General features: G+C 44.9%; 17 protein-coding genes. 5 read left to right on the forward strand and 12 right to left on the reverse strand.

The features are described from left to right. Window positions 1–129 precede the first annotated feature (129 nt). On the reverse strand, window positions 130–444 hold the full coding sequence (gene yqfB, locus Q1A86_RS14325; protein WP_299807726.1) for a N(4)-acetylcytidine aminohydrolase: 315 nt from the start codon (window positions 442–444) through the stop codon (window positions 130–132). A 350-nt stretch (window positions 445–794) separates the two neighbouring features. Here yqfB and Q1A86_RS14330 point away from each other — a divergent pair, with 350 nt between their 5' ends. Further along, window positions 795–1028: a DUF2986 domain-containing protein gene (locus Q1A86_RS14330; RefSeq protein WP_299807728.1), complete on the forward strand. Its 234-nt coding sequence runs from the start codon at window positions 795–797 to the stop codon at window positions 1026–1028. Between the two features lie 39 nt (window positions 1029–1067). On the opposite strand, the gene Q1A86_RS14335 is transcribed toward Q1A86_RS14330, so the two are convergent. After that, window positions 1068–2585, reverse strand: coding sequence for an MATE family efflux transporter (locus Q1A86_RS14335; protein WP_299807730.1), 1518 nt, complete (start codon window positions 2583–2585; stop codon window positions 1068–1070). Window positions 2586–2614: 29 nt separating this feature from the next. Further along, window positions 2615–3448 (reverse strand): ion transporter, encoded by an 834-nt coding sequence (locus Q1A86_RS14340; RefSeq protein WP_299807732.1) that lies wholly within the window; start codon window positions 3446–3448, stop codon window positions 2615–2617. A 213-nt stretch (window positions 3449–3661) separates the two neighbouring features. Between Q1A86_RS14340 and Q1A86_RS14345 the strand changes: the two genes are divergently transcribed. Together Q1A86_RS14345 and Q1A86_RS14350 are read left to right on the forward strand one after the other, a co-directional pair. Continuing rightward, window positions 3662–4177 (forward strand): L,D-transpeptidase family protein, encoded by a 516-nt coding sequence (locus Q1A86_RS14345; protein ID WP_299807734.1) that lies wholly within the window; start codon window positions 3662–3664, stop codon window positions 4175–4177. Between the two features lie 74 nt (window positions 4178–4251). Then, window positions 4252–4812: a VOC family protein gene (locus Q1A86_RS14350; protein ID WP_299807736.1), complete on the forward strand. Its 561-nt coding sequence runs from the start codon at window positions 4252–4254 to the stop codon at window positions 4810–4812. A gap of 63 nt (window positions 4813–4875) precedes the next feature. Here Q1A86_RS14350 and Q1A86_RS14355 read toward each other — a convergent pair whose 3' ends face one another. From Q1A86_RS14355 to Q1A86_RS14380, 6 genes are all read right to left on the reverse strand, one after another. Continuing rightward, window positions 4876–5337: a MarR family transcriptional regulator gene (locus Q1A86_RS14355; protein WP_299807738.1), complete on the reverse strand. Its 462-nt coding sequence runs from the start codon at window positions 5335–5337 to the stop codon at window positions 4876–4878. Continuing rightward, window positions 5309–6331 carry a DUF2955 domain-containing protein gene (locus Q1A86_RS14360; RefSeq protein ID WP_299807740.1) on the reverse strand — a complete coding sequence of 341 codons (1023 nt, stop codon included), beginning with the start codon at window positions 6329–6331 and terminating at the stop codon, window positions 5309–5311. Before Q1A86_RS14360 ends, Q1A86_RS14355 begins: the two co-directional genes overlap by 29 nt. A 221-nt stretch (window positions 6332–6552) precedes the next feature. Then, window positions 6553–7602: an HlyD family secretion protein gene (locus Q1A86_RS14365; protein ID WP_299807742.1), complete on the reverse strand. Its 1050-nt coding sequence runs from the start codon at window positions 7600–7602 to the stop codon at window positions 6553–6555. Window positions 7603–7999: 397 nt separating this feature from the next. Next, on the reverse strand, window positions 8000–8245 hold the full coding sequence (locus Q1A86_RS14370; RefSeq protein WP_299807744.1) for a hypothetical protein: 246 nt from the start codon (window positions 8243–8245) through the stop codon (window positions 8000–8002). A 52-nt stretch (window positions 8246–8297) separates the two neighbouring features. After that, window positions 8298–9359, reverse strand: coding sequence for a prolyl oligopeptidase family serine peptidase (locus tag Q1A86_RS14375; RefSeq protein WP_299807746.1), 1062 nt, complete (start codon window positions 9357–9359; stop codon window positions 8298–8300). Window positions 9360–9606: 247 nt separating this feature from the next. Continuing rightward, window positions 9607–10521 carry a M14 family metallocarboxypeptidase gene (locus Q1A86_RS14380; protein WP_299807748.1) on the reverse strand — a complete coding sequence of 305 codons (915 nt, stop codon included), beginning with the start codon at window positions 10519–10521 and terminating at the stop codon, window positions 9607–9609. 287 nt (window positions 10522–10808) lie between these two features. Between Q1A86_RS14380 and Q1A86_RS14385 the strand changes: the two genes are divergently transcribed. Further along, entirely contained in the window at window positions 10809–11189 is a 381-nt protein-coding gene (locus Q1A86_RS14385; protein WP_299807750.1) for an STAS/SEC14 domain-containing protein, read from the forward strand. A gap of 55 nt (window positions 11190–11244) precedes the next feature. On the opposite strand, the gene lolE is transcribed toward Q1A86_RS14385, so the two are convergent. The 3 genes from lolE to Q1A86_RS14400 are packed head-to-tail and all read right to left on the reverse strand — an operon-like array spanning window position 11245 to window position 14449. Further along, entirely contained in the window at window positions 11245–12498 is a 1254-nt protein-coding gene (lolE, locus tag Q1A86_RS14390) for a lipoprotein-releasing ABC transporter permease subunit LolE (protein ID WP_299807752.1), read from the reverse strand. Further along, window positions 12495–13211: a lipoprotein-releasing ABC transporter ATP-binding protein LolD gene (gene lolD / locus Q1A86_RS14395; protein ID WP_299807754.1), complete on the reverse strand. Its 717-nt coding sequence runs from the start codon at window positions 13209–13211 to the stop codon at window positions 12495–12497. The genes lolE and lolD overlap by 4 nt, the downstream gene beginning before the upstream one ends. 14 nt (window positions 13212–13225) lie before the next feature. Next, on the reverse strand, window positions 13226–14449 hold the full coding sequence (locus tag Q1A86_RS14400; RefSeq protein WP_299807756.1) for a lipoprotein-releasing ABC transporter permease subunit: 1224 nt from the start codon (window positions 14447–14449) through the stop codon (window positions 13226–13228). 208 nt (window positions 14450–14657) lie between these two features. On the opposite strand from Q1A86_RS14400, the gene Q1A86_RS14405 reads away from it, so the two are divergent. Next, window positions 14658–15242 carry a hypothetical protein gene (locus tag Q1A86_RS14405; RefSeq protein ID WP_299807758.1) on the forward strand — a complete coding sequence of 195 codons (585 nt, stop codon included), beginning with the start codon at window positions 14658–14660 and terminating at the stop codon, window positions 15240–15242. The last annotated feature ends 63 nt before the right edge of the window (window positions 15243–15305 follow it).

Raw genomic sequence — 15305 nt, forward strand, 5'->3', positions numbered from 1 at the left:
TACTGTCTGCCTTGGGATTTTGCATGAACTATCGTTATTCAAAAACCAGAGTTTTGAATAACTGCACACTAAAATAATTTAGTGAAAAAATAACAAGTAAGAAGTTGAACTAAACCAATTTAAAGTGAATTAAACCAATTTAAAATGAATGAGATATAGAGCTTCAATTCCCGGGTAAATCTGTCTAATTAAGGTTTTAAGCTCAGCTAAACTCATATTTTCTTGCTCTGCGTGCGTATCATTTAAGTCATCATAAGCAACGCGGCTAACAGAAAGAATATCAAGCTCGCCATAGCAGCGACCATCTTCTAAATTAGACACACTCACCCGCTGTCCAGCTTGGTAATAAGACTCGGACTCGTCACGTAAGGTGATGGTTTTCTTACCGGCTAGAATATCAGTCTCAAAACGACTGAAAAAAGTGATATTGCTTGGTGGATTCATGCGGCTGTATTACTCATCTTAAGACTTTCTCGTGCACCACTATTGATGCTTTGTCGCCATTTTATATCAAACCACAAAAAAATCAGTATAACAAAGTGCTCGAATCTGAGTATTTTGGCAAATTAAGTAGGATGAAAGACGTCATGCCTATGGTCTTGCGGTGCAATTTCGCGCCGAACTCACAAGCTAAACAACCTTAGGTTCTTGGAGGCGATATTGTTAATCACAATACGGCGGTAGCGGTTACGCCTTGTTTAGGGTAAAATTCGCGTCCGATTTCTAGCTTGGCGCAGAATGTGCCACAATAGACATCATATAGACGTTATTAATAGGCATATCGTAGAGAACTCATGAACAGAAAACAGAAGATGATCAAAAAGACTGCAAAACGTGCTAAGGCTCGCCTTAATAAGCACACTGCACCTACGATCAAAAAATACGTGTCTAAGGCTGAGCGTGCAGAGCAGCAAGCAAAACTTGAAGCCGAAGCGGCAGAGCAAGCGGCTGCAGCACAAGAGACAACTGATGCGACAGATGACGCACCAGTAGAAGCAAATGAAGAAAAAGCGGCGTCAGCTAACTAAATATCGGCTCACTGCGCAATGTTTCTTGTTTGATTGAGCTTATTTGCTAGGAGTCCTCTCCTCTTTAACGCCAATAAGCTCAGCTACTTCGTTACTTCCCTCGCAATCCTGCTCCTCATTGACTATTGCCATATTGGCACAAGAGGAAGAAAGCGGACTCTGACCACTCAAACTTAACTCCTCATCAAACTCATTTATATCTTCCGCCACTGTATGGATCACAGGTTCAACAGCCGCAGCCCTGACCCTGTCCACCAGTCGATAAGCGACTAAGACACCCAGTACGCCGAAAAGTATCGAGCCTACCGCTTGGCCAATCAACACACCGTAAACCCCTCCCCATTGAGCACCAAAATAAACAAAGGGAATGGTACCTAATGTTGCCTTACCAACATTAAACAGGGTCGAATACTTGGCTTTGCCTAAGTTATTAAATGAGGCATTGGCGACAAATAAAATACCTGAGAAAATAAAGAATACCGCTATAAACGAGCAGAAGAACAAAATCAGATCCGCCGCATCACCTTTCATATCGAACACACTGACAATTTGATGACGTGTTAAGAATAAGAGTAGAGATACAACCAATACATAGACGGCGCAAAATTGGATCGCTCGAGTCAGTGACTCTTTCACCCGTTCAAACTCCAATGCGCCATAGTTTTGTCCAACAATCGGTCCGATGGCACCCGATAGCGCGAAGATCATGCCAAATGATACGGGGATGAGACGGCCTAGAACCGCCCAGCCAGCCACATAGCTATCGCCAAAATCCGCGATGGCGCGCGTCACTACCGCATTACCGATTGGAGTCGCTACATTGGTAAGCATAGCGGGACCTGCGATGGCGAAGATGGGAGATAAATCTTCAACAAAGTGATCGGCATTAAAGCGACCGAGTAAGTTGTGTTTGACCACAACGCCTCGAGCTGCAACCGCAAACACGGCAAAGCGTGCCATGACCGATGCAACGGCCGCGCCTTCAATTCCCATGGCAAACATGAAAATAAATATTGGGTCAAAAACCGCATTCACCCCCCCTCCGATTAGGGTCGACACCATAGACAACTTGGCATCACCTACTGCTCTTAACGCGCTACCCAGCGCCATCGCAAGGCAGATAAGAGGTAAGGAAGGGACCAAAATATTAAGATAACTCTCGGCAAGTTCAGCTGTTCTGCCCGTTGCCCCTACCAGGCTCAATAGCTCAGGAATAAACATATACACGCTGAAGGCAACAAACAGGCTCACCAAAAAAGTCACAACAAGACTGTTTAACAGCAGCCGCTTAGCTTTTTCGATCTGCTTTGCGCCAATGGATCGCGACACCAACGCCCCTAGGGCAATAGAAAGGCCGATACCAATTGAGGTGGTAAAGAATGAGATGGTGCCAGCGTAGCCAACTGCCGCGGCAAGTTCCTGCTCCCCCAGTAAACTGAGAAAGAAAATATCCAATAAGTCGACCACAAACAGCGCCGAAATACCGATAGCCGCGGTAGAGCTCATCACCAAAATATGGCGTAAAATCGATCCCTGTACAAACTTGGCTACAGCCATAACACCTCTAATCCTTTAACTTTATTATTTTACAGTTCGCTCTCTAATTCACTGCCACATTGGTCGCAGTAGAGCGCATTATTTTCATGGCCAACTTTCAAGCAGTTACTGCAGCGTCTTAAGTCTCGTGTACGGCCAATCTCTTGCGATATTTCGGCGGTTAAAATACCGGTCGGGATAGCAATAATCGAGTAACCCAGCAGCATAGTAAATGCCGCTATAGCCTGACCGAGGGGCGTACCAGGGGTAATGTCGCCATAGCCTACGGTAGTGATGGTCACTATGGTCCAGTAAATCGACTTAGGGATCGAGGTAAAACCGTTGTTCGGCCCTTCAACCACATACATAACGGCACTCAATACCACAACGATAAGGCTCACCGAGAAAAAGAAGATAAAAACCTTACGACCCGATTGCATCATGGCACGCAATAGTAAGTTACCTTCGCTTAAATAGCGTAGTAACTTCAATACCCTGAAAATTCTAAACAGGCGTAAGATCCTAATGACCATGGTGAAGTTTGCCCCAGGGAAGAACAGAGCTAAATAGGTCGGTAATACCGATAATAGATCGACCACACCATAGAAACTTCTCGCATAACCGAGGGGGTTGGCCGAGCAATAAAGCCTTAGCAGATACTCAATAGTGAAGATAATGGTAAAGCCCCACTCCATAATGACAATAATATCGCCATAACGCTCATGAACGGAAGCCACGGTATCGAGAAAGACAAGTAGCACACTCATCACGATACAGACCATCAAACTGATATCAAAATAACGCCCAGCTCGAGTATCGGTACCAAAAATTACCCGGCGTAATTTGAGCTTTAACAAACTTTCTGGATCTTTCTCTGTTGCCATTTTTACAACAAATCCTTGCAAGAATTTAGCGATGAAATCGTCGGTTTAATCTGACTTATCAAGGCATTTAAGATTGGTGATATGAATAGTGTGACACGCATATAGGATGAGCTCAAAAATAATCTTAGCCTTTATCATCAACAGCCGTGTTATTTTAAGGTAATATAAAGCCATTCATTCATCGATTTTTAGCCGTTTCGCTCAAGGTTTTTCATGCGTTTTATTGTTTTATCGCTCAGCTTGCTGATGCTAATTTTAAGCCCCCTCTTTTCAAGCGCCACTTTTGCGAGCGCTATGACCAGTGGTAAAGCCGACTTAGTGATTGTGACTAAATCTGAAGCAAGCATGGCGCTTCTTCGCCAAGGAAAGGTGCTAAAGAAATATCGTATCGCCATGGGTGATAACCCCGTGGGCCATAAGCTCACCGAAGGCGATCAACGCACCCCAGAAGGCCGTTATATACTCGATTATAAAAAGTCTGATAGTGCTTACTACCGCGCGATCCATATCTCCTACCCAAATGATGAAGACAAATTACGTGCTGATGCCCTCGGCATTAGCCCAGGCGGGCAAATTATGATCCATGGCGAGAATCCCAACTCTAACCTAAGCCCAGAAGAAGCGCAGATGTATAATTGGACCGATGGCTGTATCGCAATTACCAATGCCGAAATGGACGAGCTTTGGCGAGCAATTGAGCCAGGTACTCCAATTGAGATCTGGCCTTAAGGCATCTAGCCACAGACCCATTAACACCTCTTTTTCACTTTTATTCCATGCCCATTTAGCATTAAGGCACACCTATGACATACCAAGAATTAATTAGCAGTTGGCCGTCATTTAGCCAACGCATACAAGCATTTACTCAAGAGCTAGGCCTAGATTCACTCACACTTGAATGTGATCATACAGCGCTTCGCGTCAATAGCGCAGAGGCCGCCGATGAACTGCGTCATGAGTTTGCCAAGGTCGGTAATATCATTTCAGACAATATGATTAACGGCCGCCCAATTCTAATCATTGAGCTAGCGACGCCTTTATTGATGGGCAATAGTACGATTGAGTGTGTCGAGCTACCCTACCCAAGCGATAAAGTCTATCCTGTTGAAGGCTGGGAGCATATTGAGTTGGTACTCGAGTGCGGCGCAACAGATTGCGACGAACTGAGCCAAGCGTTACTGGCTCATGCACCGCAACTCGCCGCTGTTTTAGCGGGAGACACCGAGGTTAAGGTGAAAATGAGTTCACCCAAAGGTGATAAAGAGCGCCTACCAAATCCAACTATCGCCTTTAAGAAAGATGGTATTTGCGTCAAAATTCACTCTCAGGGCATTAAAGCGGTTATCGCTTCAGAAGCGGAATAAAGTATTGTAGGTCCTAGGCCTAGGTCCTAGGTCCTAGGTCCTACAAAGTTTTAGCCGATAACATTAATCATTGCCCAAATAAATATCGTCCTTAATCAGTTTACGACAAATCACCAATAAGCTATCGCGCTCCTCGGTGGTTAGCGGTTCATAGAACTGTTCAATGATTTCAGCAAGAATCGCACTTGCTTGCTCTTTTACCTGTAAACCTTTTTCGGTAATGACTAAGTACTTGGCTTTTTTATTGGTTTCAGTTTTATAGCTGGTTATTAATTCGCGCTTAATACAATTATCCACTAAACGCTTAGTAGCCGAACGTTCACGCTGTAACCCTTCGGCAAGCCCCTGCTGAGGCATCTCACCGCCATGGGCTAATACCTTGAGCGCACCTAACATCTCTAAGCTGATCCCAAGCTTTGCCGACAAGGCTTGGTTAGCCAGGGTCCTGAATTGCTTATAGGCTAATCCCATTATAAATGACGTACTGGCTTCGAGTTCAGGCACAATTTTGATTGTCTGTGACATGGTGTTCTCTTTTGTTAGACAACTGAAATAATAGAAATAATATAGCTAAAGTGACCGCCAGTTCCCATGCTCTTAGGAAGATACTCTCTATGCCCATACTCGTCGTACCGATATAGAGCTGAATGGGTAACACTGTGGCTAAAAGAGCATCAGCGTGGATGTCTCGCTGTGCATTCTCCCCTGTAACCATCATCACCGCAATTGCAAAAATTGCCCCAGCAACAATCAGTCCGTAATAGCCAATAATGGCTTGATGTTCTGCAAGTAAAAGACTCACTAACACGGCAACGGAGCACCCACCTATTTGGGTGATGAATCGGCGCGAAACCACCTCTTTATAGGCGCGGCGGTCACTCTGTGTTGCCGCAGCAATAACGGGGACCATACAGAAGGTTGCCGACAGCAGGTTGATATTCATCAACAGGGCTAACCCACTGCCAATCAGGCTTAAAGTGATAAGTCTTTGCTGGTAGGTCACTTTTTGCGGCTGAAATACCATAGGTTTTGTCTTGCAGTGTAATGGGAACAGCTTCACAGCAGCCTTTGCGACACACACAGTAATCACCATAGACAGCAAAATTTCGCCGATTCTATCGGGCATACTTTGGCTACTAAATTGTGAAAAAACCACAATCAAGATCCAGTTAAAAATAGGCATTATCAGCCCACTACGCTTAATCGGGGTATCGGCTTTTTTACGCATCCAGTCAATAAAGATTAAGCTGATTGTCCAGACAACAAAAGGGTGAGACTGAAAAAGTTCTACAACCAACAGTGCCACGCAAGCTGAAACAAATGTGGGGGCAAAAGTACTAAAAAGCTTGCCCCAGGAGTAATCTTTCACTTTGGTCATAGCTATAGTTGGATACAGAGCAAGGTAAACACTAGAGTCAAAATTAAAGACTTTGGCAACCAACATACAGAATGTAATGACGAAGGTAATTCTGATCGCTTCATTTCTCTGATCTGTACTGTTTTCATTAGTGTTAAACATACTTAAATCCAAAGACTATCTCTGACTGTGCTAGATCGCATTGATATCGCGAGCACTGATATAACGAGCACTGATATAACGAGCACGACAATCTCTATCGCTGAAATACCAACGAGTAAAATCTGCGCGACTGATACATCTGGCTCTTAGATAAGTGCAATTAAGGTAACTGCTACGGGGATAAATCGTCCTGTTCTACAGCTAATTAACATGTGAGGATACTAATATATATAGTGAAAATAGCTAACTAACTGCATCCAAATCTCGGCGCAAGCATCCACCAGCCAATTACCGTTCTCGACCATCACACTGGCCCTAGCCCCCGAGATAAGTTGCGGGTTTTGCTCATTGACGCTGACGCGAGTACGAATTTTCTGCTGTTCTCTGATCCAGCGATCGCTGTTCGTCACATCGGCTAACTGACTACTTTGGCTTGATGCATCATAAATGGCACTATCTTGATTAATGATTTTCCCCTGAAATACTTTACCGGGCAAGGCATCAAAAACCACAGCAACTCGGACGCCAGCTTGCAAATGAGCGATACCTTTTTCATTAAAGTCCGCATTGAGCCAGGTGTCTTGCTCGTTGACAATGAACATAGCGCTCGCCCCAGCAGCTAAGTAGCTACCCGTTTGTAGCTGTAAATTACTCACAGATCCCGCAAGCTTTGATTTAATGACGGTATGCTCAAGATTGAGTTGAGCTTGAGCCAGCTTAGCCTTAGCGAGTTCAATCGCTGCATTATCTTGCTCTGTTGAAAGCTCAGCCTGAATACGCTTCACTTCAGCTTTGGCCGCTGACTCTGTGCTGACAGATACTTTATAAGCCAGCTGTGTATCTTCTAACTCTTGTTGAGTAACAGTGCCCTGAGTTAGTAACGACTCATAGCGCTTCATCTTACGGCTGGCATTCAATTTTTCTAAGGCTCGTTGAGAGGTAATCTGCTCAGCCGAGACCAGCTCTTGTCCTTTTGCAGAGTTGGATTCCAGAGCTTGATCAAGCTCTGCCTGTGCTTGCTTTACCGCGATAAGGTATCGAGTTTGATCGATGGCAAATAATGCTTGGCCTTTATTCACTTGCTGGCCATTTTTGACATAAACCTGAGTCACCACCCCCTCGACTTCGGCAGCAATCGTCGCCACGCTCTTATGTACGGCAGCCTGTGTAGTGAAGGGAGCGATGTTGTCTGTGGTGACCAAAAATAGCGAAAACAGTACGGCTAATCCCAGTACTGCATAGCTAATATATTGGTATATTTTGTCTTTCATCTTCTCTCCACGAATATCACGAGATCTAGAGCCAACATCTTTATGTGATGCAGCAACGGGCTTATGAATGATAGGTCTGTCTTCAACAGACTCATTGACTGACTAGCCACCTGACCTGCTACTTTAAAACTTATTGTTGCACATGCAACAACTGTGAAGTTTAGTTCTATTTTGTTGCACAAGCAACAATAATCTTACTGATATTCATTTTCTATCCAATAAAAACGCAGCCACCTGATTGCAGGTAATGGCTGCGTTTTCTTTTTTTAAGCTATGTTATAACTCCGGCTTGATGCCACCTATTAGTCAACCTATTGATATATAGTTACATCTTCAAACACTTTCGCCGCGATACAGATGTATCAATGACTGCTAGCGAGTCTGAAGTCAGTTTAACTTAGCCTGCAAACCTTACTTTTGCGCGGCTCAATGCTCGGTAAAACTCAGAAGCAGTGCAAATAGCCAGAGCTAAGCTCACCACTAACTCAAGACGCTCAGGCGCAGTACTCAATGCTTGTAATAATGGTTCAGAGCGATAAATCAAATGGCCGAGTAATCGACCAGTATTGAAGACACTCGCAATAAAAATGATTGGGCAAATGATTAAGCCGAACCAAAACCAGAACTGGTTGAATACTCTCATCGCGCTTTCCTTGCTCATTTCTGTTAATGCTCCACTTAATGCTCGTTTTAAGTTATAGATATTGCTTAAACCAAGTGACTACCTCTTGGTACGCTTGCTCTTTATTGCGGGTTAAGCCGTGATCATCCTTATCATAAACAACCAGCTTATGACTCAAGTTATGTTGTTTCAGCTTCTCGGCAAATGTAATTGAGTGACTGACATCGACTCGCCTATCATCACTGCCATGTAACAACAGAATGGGGACATTAGTCGGTAACTTATCGACCCATTTAATCACCGATCGCTTTTCAAGTTCGGCGTCTTTATTTTCACTGTAGTCTGGAATACGCTTCTTATATACACGCTCCATATCAGGGCGCTGGCTAAGACCCGCCAGCAAATCTGTGTCCCCGGCGACAGTCACAACAGCTTTAATATTTTCAATCTGCTTTAACACCAAATAGCTTTGCATTCCTCCTCGGCTCCAGCCAAATAGGCCAATACGCTTGGAGTCTGCACCAGCAATACTCGGAATATAGTCAAGTAAAGCCATTACATCTTCAATATCTCTACCACCGAACTCATCCTCGACACTCACTCGGCCATCTGCTTTTAAGCCTGATTGAGAAAGGGCTTGAGCGCTATAGGAGCCTCGATACTGGCTGCCAATAATCACAAAACCCTCTCGCGCGATGGGAAAAAGAGTATGCATCATAGCCTTGAAGCCTACCCGGCCAAAGTCACCATTGCCGCCGCGATTAAAAATCACCACTGGCAAAGGTTTTATCGAGAACTTGGGTTTAATCACAAAGCCATCGACGGGGATGCCATCGACCATATAGGTAAACGTGCTGCAAGCTAATTCGCGCTGAGCATCATTAAATTTATGCCGTGGATATCGAGCTTCGAACGCGCTCATCGCATGACTGATCTGTTCTTGGGTATGGTAGTGCGGTTGGTATCTTTGCTTAATATTTTTTTGCCAAACATTGTAGCTGGAGAACGTTCCGCTGAAGCAATCCTGCTGCTGGATAACATTGGGGTTTTCAATAAGCACCGATGAATCACCGTTAAAAGGCGCAAGTACTGAGAGAGATAAAGCAAAAGCTGAGGTAGCTAAAACTATACTCATGAGCAAATTTCCTTTTGCTGTTTTTTGTCATTATTATCGCAATCAGGTTAACTTAAAGTGACCTTTTACTTCAAATACATTTCTTCAACATGATGAAAATACAGGCATAAAAAAGCCTCGTCTATATGACGAGGCTATTGTGATAAAGCCGCCCTTGTTACTGCAAAATGCTAAACTAGAACCTTAAACTAGAGTCATAAACCAAAGCCATAAACCAAAGCCTAGGGTCACAGCTAAGCAGCAAAAGCTACAGGCTCAGCAAGTAATCCAGTCCACCGGTTATCGCAGCGACCTGCGCCACAATGCAGTTTTCAGCATCTGATAATGGGCTGTCTGGATAGACTTCTGTTGTGGTGACATATTTTGCATCTGTCACGCCTGCACATAAACCTAACGCCTTAGTCGCATAGTTAATCACCCCAAATTGAGATAATTCGACGCCGATTAGCTTACCATCGTCATCGGCTGGTGCGATATGAGTCACCTGCTCTACCGATTTAATCATTGCCGTTTGAAATGCATCTTGTGGGTTGATGGTATCGCCAACTAAGTAAAAGCCATCTGGAATGTTCCAGTTGGTGTGCTCCACAGCATCACGCGCCGCCAATGCGGGTCTAAATTCGCTGTTGTCGGTATCTGTGGTTTCGTGTAGATCGATATGAGCAAAAACCTCAGCGCCAAGTCCCGCTACAAGCGCCATCAAGGCCGCAGATTCTTCGGCTGGGCTATCCTGATAGAAAGAACGGTTAGGATCGACCGCTTTGGGATTCCAGCGGTTAATGGTTTCATAACCCCAAGGACTAATACAAGGCGCCACTAAGATATTAAAATGTTTAGCGTAATCTGCCGCCTTGGTTTCAATAAAACGAATTGCGCCTTGAACACCGCTGGTTTCGTAGCCGTGGACACCACCCGTTACTAAAATGGTTCGCTTACTCATATCCCAGTCTAACGACTTCACAGCAAACAGCGGGTAGCGCTCAACATCGTAGGAAAGAGCGCCATACTGTGAAACCTCAAAACGGTCTTTAAGCCCAAGAATTTTGGTCACGACCTCATCTTGGTATAGGCGTTTAACTCCTTGAGCATTAAGCCACTGAGCCTTCTCAGCTTCGCCCCACTTCTGTCCCTTCACACCGATTGCATATGCTTGCTGATCCATTATTATTCCTTTTGACTTGGTTTTATGCCCAAGCTCTTCTATACCTACATTCAAACTCAAAATCTTAAGCTCGTATTCTACGTTTATATACTAAGCTCAAACTCATAAAGCAGGTTTGCTCTGACACGGGTTACTAAATTGATCGAAAGCATAAACGCGATACCATTCGATATCAATGTGATTAGCCGCTAACCGCTTGAATCTTCCTTATGCAAACGAATGAATTAAAGAACAAACCTTAGCGTTAACCAAGTTAACTACTCAGTCACCTAATCAAGGAGAGTGCAATGACAGCCCTAAGACATGGATTTTCCATCGGGATCGAGAGAATGAATGATGAGTTTTTTCTGACACTCAAAGCCAAAGGTAAGCTCACCCATAGTGATTACCTTGCGATTACGCCAGTGATTGACTCGGCACTTTCAGAGGTCAAACAACCAAAAATCAAGGCATTATTTGATGCAACTGAACTTGAAGGCTGGGAACTCAGCGCCGCTTGGGATGATTTAAAGCTAGGCTTAAAACATGGTAATCAGTTCGTCAAGATTGCGCTTTATGGTAATAAGGGCTGGCAACAGATTGCCTCAAAAATCGGTAACTGGTTTATAGCGGGAGAGACTCGCTACTTTGATAATGAGTCCGACGCCCTCGCCTGGCTTAACCAATAACAGTAAAAAAATAAAGCCAGCATCCGCTGGCTTTATCTGTATTTATCAATCGCTTCTACCGACCCGCTAATGCTCTCGCTGGCGGTGTCTGGCTAGCCTTCCATGCTGGATACAAAGTAGCAATAACGCTCATCACAAAGGCCAGAGCTATGACCGTCACCACATCGCCGCCTTTTAGCTGCGAGGGCAAAAAGTCAATAAAATAAACATCGGCAGATAATAGCTGAATGCCAAACAACGACTCAATACCACGGGCTATCGCACTTAAGTTCAGGGCAATTAACGTTCCTAACACCCCGCCGATGGCACAACCTAAAACACCATTAAACGCTCCCTGCACAATAAAGATCAGCATGATTGATGCTTTTTTCATGCCCATAGTAAGTAAAATCGCAATTTCAGACTGCTTGTCTCGCACCGCCATCACTAAGGTCGATACGATATTAAAGCAGGCCACCGCAATCACTAACGCCAACACTAAGTACATCACCATACGCACCAATTGAATATCTTGATACAGGTGACCTTGAGTGCGGGTCCAGTCAGAAATATACACATACTGCTGTTGGCTATAGCCTAAGTCGCGGATCAATCTTGGTGCGGCAAACACATCATCCACTTTAATGCGCACACCTGAAACATTGTCGCCTAGCTTTAAGGTCTTGGCGGCATACTGCATCGGAATATAAGCCGTGGTCATATCAAGCTCACCACCGAGTTCAAAAATCCCCGAAACAACAAAACGATGACTCTTTGCCGCGCCAATCCTATTTTGTGACTGATTATTAATATTGGGCATATACAGGCTAAGGGACTGACCAACTTTTAAATCGAGACTCTTAGCTAAGCCTTGACCTAAGACGATATTGTTACTGTCTTGCTGAGCAAGACTTTGCCAGCTCTTTGGCGACATAAACTGCTTAATATTGGAGACGCTTGCCTCAGTATCGACATCGATCCCAAGTACGGTCAGACCTTGAAAGCCCCCAACCTTCTGCACGAGTCCCTGCATACGCACAAATGGCGCAGCGGCAACAATGCCGGGTACCTTATTGGCATCATCGACTATCGATTGCCAATGATGAATAGGCTCGTTAACACCAATAAGCTCACCATGGGACACCACACCTAATAAGCGCTGCTCTAACTCTTTTTCAAAGCCGTTCATTGCCGACAAGACCACGATCAGCACCGCAACCCCAAGAGCAATACCCGCCGTTGAAGCGAAAGAGATAAAACTAATAAATCGATTCGACTGGCGGGCGAAGTAAAAGCGCCACCCCACCCACATCGCTAACAACGCTTTCATCCGTTAAGTTCCTCAGCTTGCACTAGACGACCATCTTTCATATGCAGCTGTCTATCCATTCTGGCGGCTAAGCTTTGATCATGGGTCACTACAACAAATGCAGTGCCTAGCTGTGCAGCAAGCTCGGTGATCAGCTCATAAACAGCTTCGCCGCTATTTGCATCTAGATTACCTGTCGGCTCATCGGCTAACACTAGCTTAGGATCGTTAATCAAGGCTCTGGCAATCGCCACTCGTTGACGTTCACCACCCGACATTTCGGCCGGAGTATGGCTTAATCTATGGGCTAGCCCCACGCGCTCAAGCAGAGATTTGGCCTTGGCCTCGACTTGCTTACGACTCTTACCTTGAATAAGCGCCGGCATAGAAACATTTTCAAGCGCCGTAAATTCGGGTAACAGGTGGTGAAACTGATAGATAAAGCCAAGGTGCTCGTTACGTACCTGTGCTTGTCGCTGGCTCGACAGTTTATACAAGTCTTCACCTAGCATAGTCACGCAGCCACTGGTTGGACTATCTAGGGTGCCCATAATATGCAGCAAGGTACTCTTTCCAGAACCAGAGCTACCAACAATCGCAAGTTGCTCGCCTTTAAAAACTTGCAGTTCAACGTCGTGTAACACCTGAGTATCGACCGAGCCTTCTTGATAACGTTTGCTAACGTGACTGACTTGTAGCAGTAATTCTTGATTCATTTTTAATTCGCTATTCATATCTTATTCGTGGCCTATTCGTATCTAAGCGCGGTAGCAGGCTGCACATTAGCCGCTCTAATTGCAGGATAAACGGTGGCAACCAATGTCATCACTAAGGTGCCAACAACAATCCAAGTCAGTTGACTCAGCTCAAGCTGTACTGGCAAATTTTGCCCCGCGCCCAAAATGGAGATCCCAAGCGCCTGAGTAATGGTGTTGAGGTTAAGGGTGAGTAAACTGCCGACGGCCACGCCACTGATCAGACCGATGACCGCATTGAGCGATCCTTGGATCATAAAAATTCCCATCACATTCGCAGTCGTCAAACCTTGAGTCTTAAGTACCGCCACATCAGTTGTCTTATCGACTACCATCATCACCAAGGCTGAAACGATATTAAAGGCAGCAACGGCAATAATGAGGCTAAGCATCAAAGACATCATGTTCTTTTCCATCTTCACCGCCCCAAATAGATGACCATAGGTGTCACGCCAATCGGTTGTGGTCACGGGCGTGGTAAATTGCGCTACCACCTCTGGTGCCATTTTGGCAGCATTAAAAGGGTCATCTAGATATAGACGCAGCTCCTTGACCTCTCCGGACTTTTGACGCATCAGTCGCTGAGCATCATCGTGATGAACATAAGCCAAAGTCCCATCGACTTGTGAGCCCATCTCAAAAACACCTGCCACGGTGAACTTACGTTGACTCGGAACCGGACCAAGTGGTGTGTACACCACGCCATCACCGCTAAGAATGCGAATTTTATCTCCAGGTGCAACATCAAGTTTTCGGGCTAACTCGGCACCTAAAATAACTCGGTACTTTCCTGACTCTAAGGCATCAAAATTTCCTGAAAAGACTCGCTGAGTCGTATTCAATAGTGTTTTTTCCTGCTCAGGATAGATGCCATACACCTGCGCGGCACCAATATTACTCGGCGACTGCACCATGGCTTGGGTTGATATGCTTGGGGTTGCGCCCTGAACGCCAGGCAGCTGACTGAGTTTCTCGACTTGGCTTGGCCAATTTTCGATGGGGGTTTGTGAGTGCACGGTTAATTGCGGCACCGCACCTAAAATGCGTTGTTTAAGCTGATTTTCTAAGCCATTCATCACCGAGCTGACCACAATCAATGCTGCCACTCCGAGTAAAATGCCAGAAACAGAAAAAATAGTAATAAATGATGCGAATGCGTTGGCTTTACGGGATCGCCAGTAGCGATAACCAATATAAAACGATAATGAAAAATTCATTAAAAAACCTAAATAAAATCAACTGATGCAGAGCTCAATTGCCATTAGAAAACGGCGACTGAAACGAGACAAGTATTACTCAAGGCTTCACAAAAAAGTGCCAATACTCGATTAAACTGTAAGACATTTGTATGTCTAACCTTGCTAAATCATAAAGATGCGCACGATAATAGGGGTATTAGCCCCCTAAAAACAAGAGGCAACCCCCTTGTTAACCGACTCTAGCGCCTATTTTAGTATTAATCACCCATTTGATGTCTATTTGAGTCCTTGGGATGAAGCCAAGCCACTGCCATCATCTGAGCAACTTAGCGTTATGTTGCCAACGAGCTTACAGTTGATTAGTGATGTGAAAGCCCTCGAATCAGACTGCCTGCTGCAGCTACGCCACCTCGATGACGATGCAAAAACCGTAGTGGAGTTTTTAAAATTGCAATCGCGTAAAATCGATATGGTGTTACAGCACATCATGGCAAAAGAGGAATACCAAGGCACACATTACTTCGGTAAACAGTTTGGCGGCAGCGGCATCACTCTTGTTAGCCCTACGCCCCTAGACCTAGGACAGGTGTTTCAGGTGACGCTACACATAAAAGAAGAGCTCGTCGCCCTGCTCTGCTTGGCTAAAGTAAAAGGCTGCTCACTGGTCGAAAACACTGATGAATCTAACATGACGCAATATGCGGCGGAGTTAAGCTTTAGTGTGATCCAAGATAGCGATGTCGAGCAGTTGGTTAAAGCTAGCCTTAGTTTGCAGCAAAAACAACTAAAGTTAAGACAGTTATCACGCTAACCCAAAAAGAATTTTCACTGGCATGAGCTGAGACAAGCCTCTACAATACTTAGCAAGTTTACT

This window comes from uncultured Shewanella sp. (assembly GCF_947497935.1).
In the GTDB taxonomy this organism is placed as follows: domain Bacteria; phylum Pseudomonadota; class Gammaproteobacteria; order Enterobacterales; family Shewanellaceae; genus Shewanella.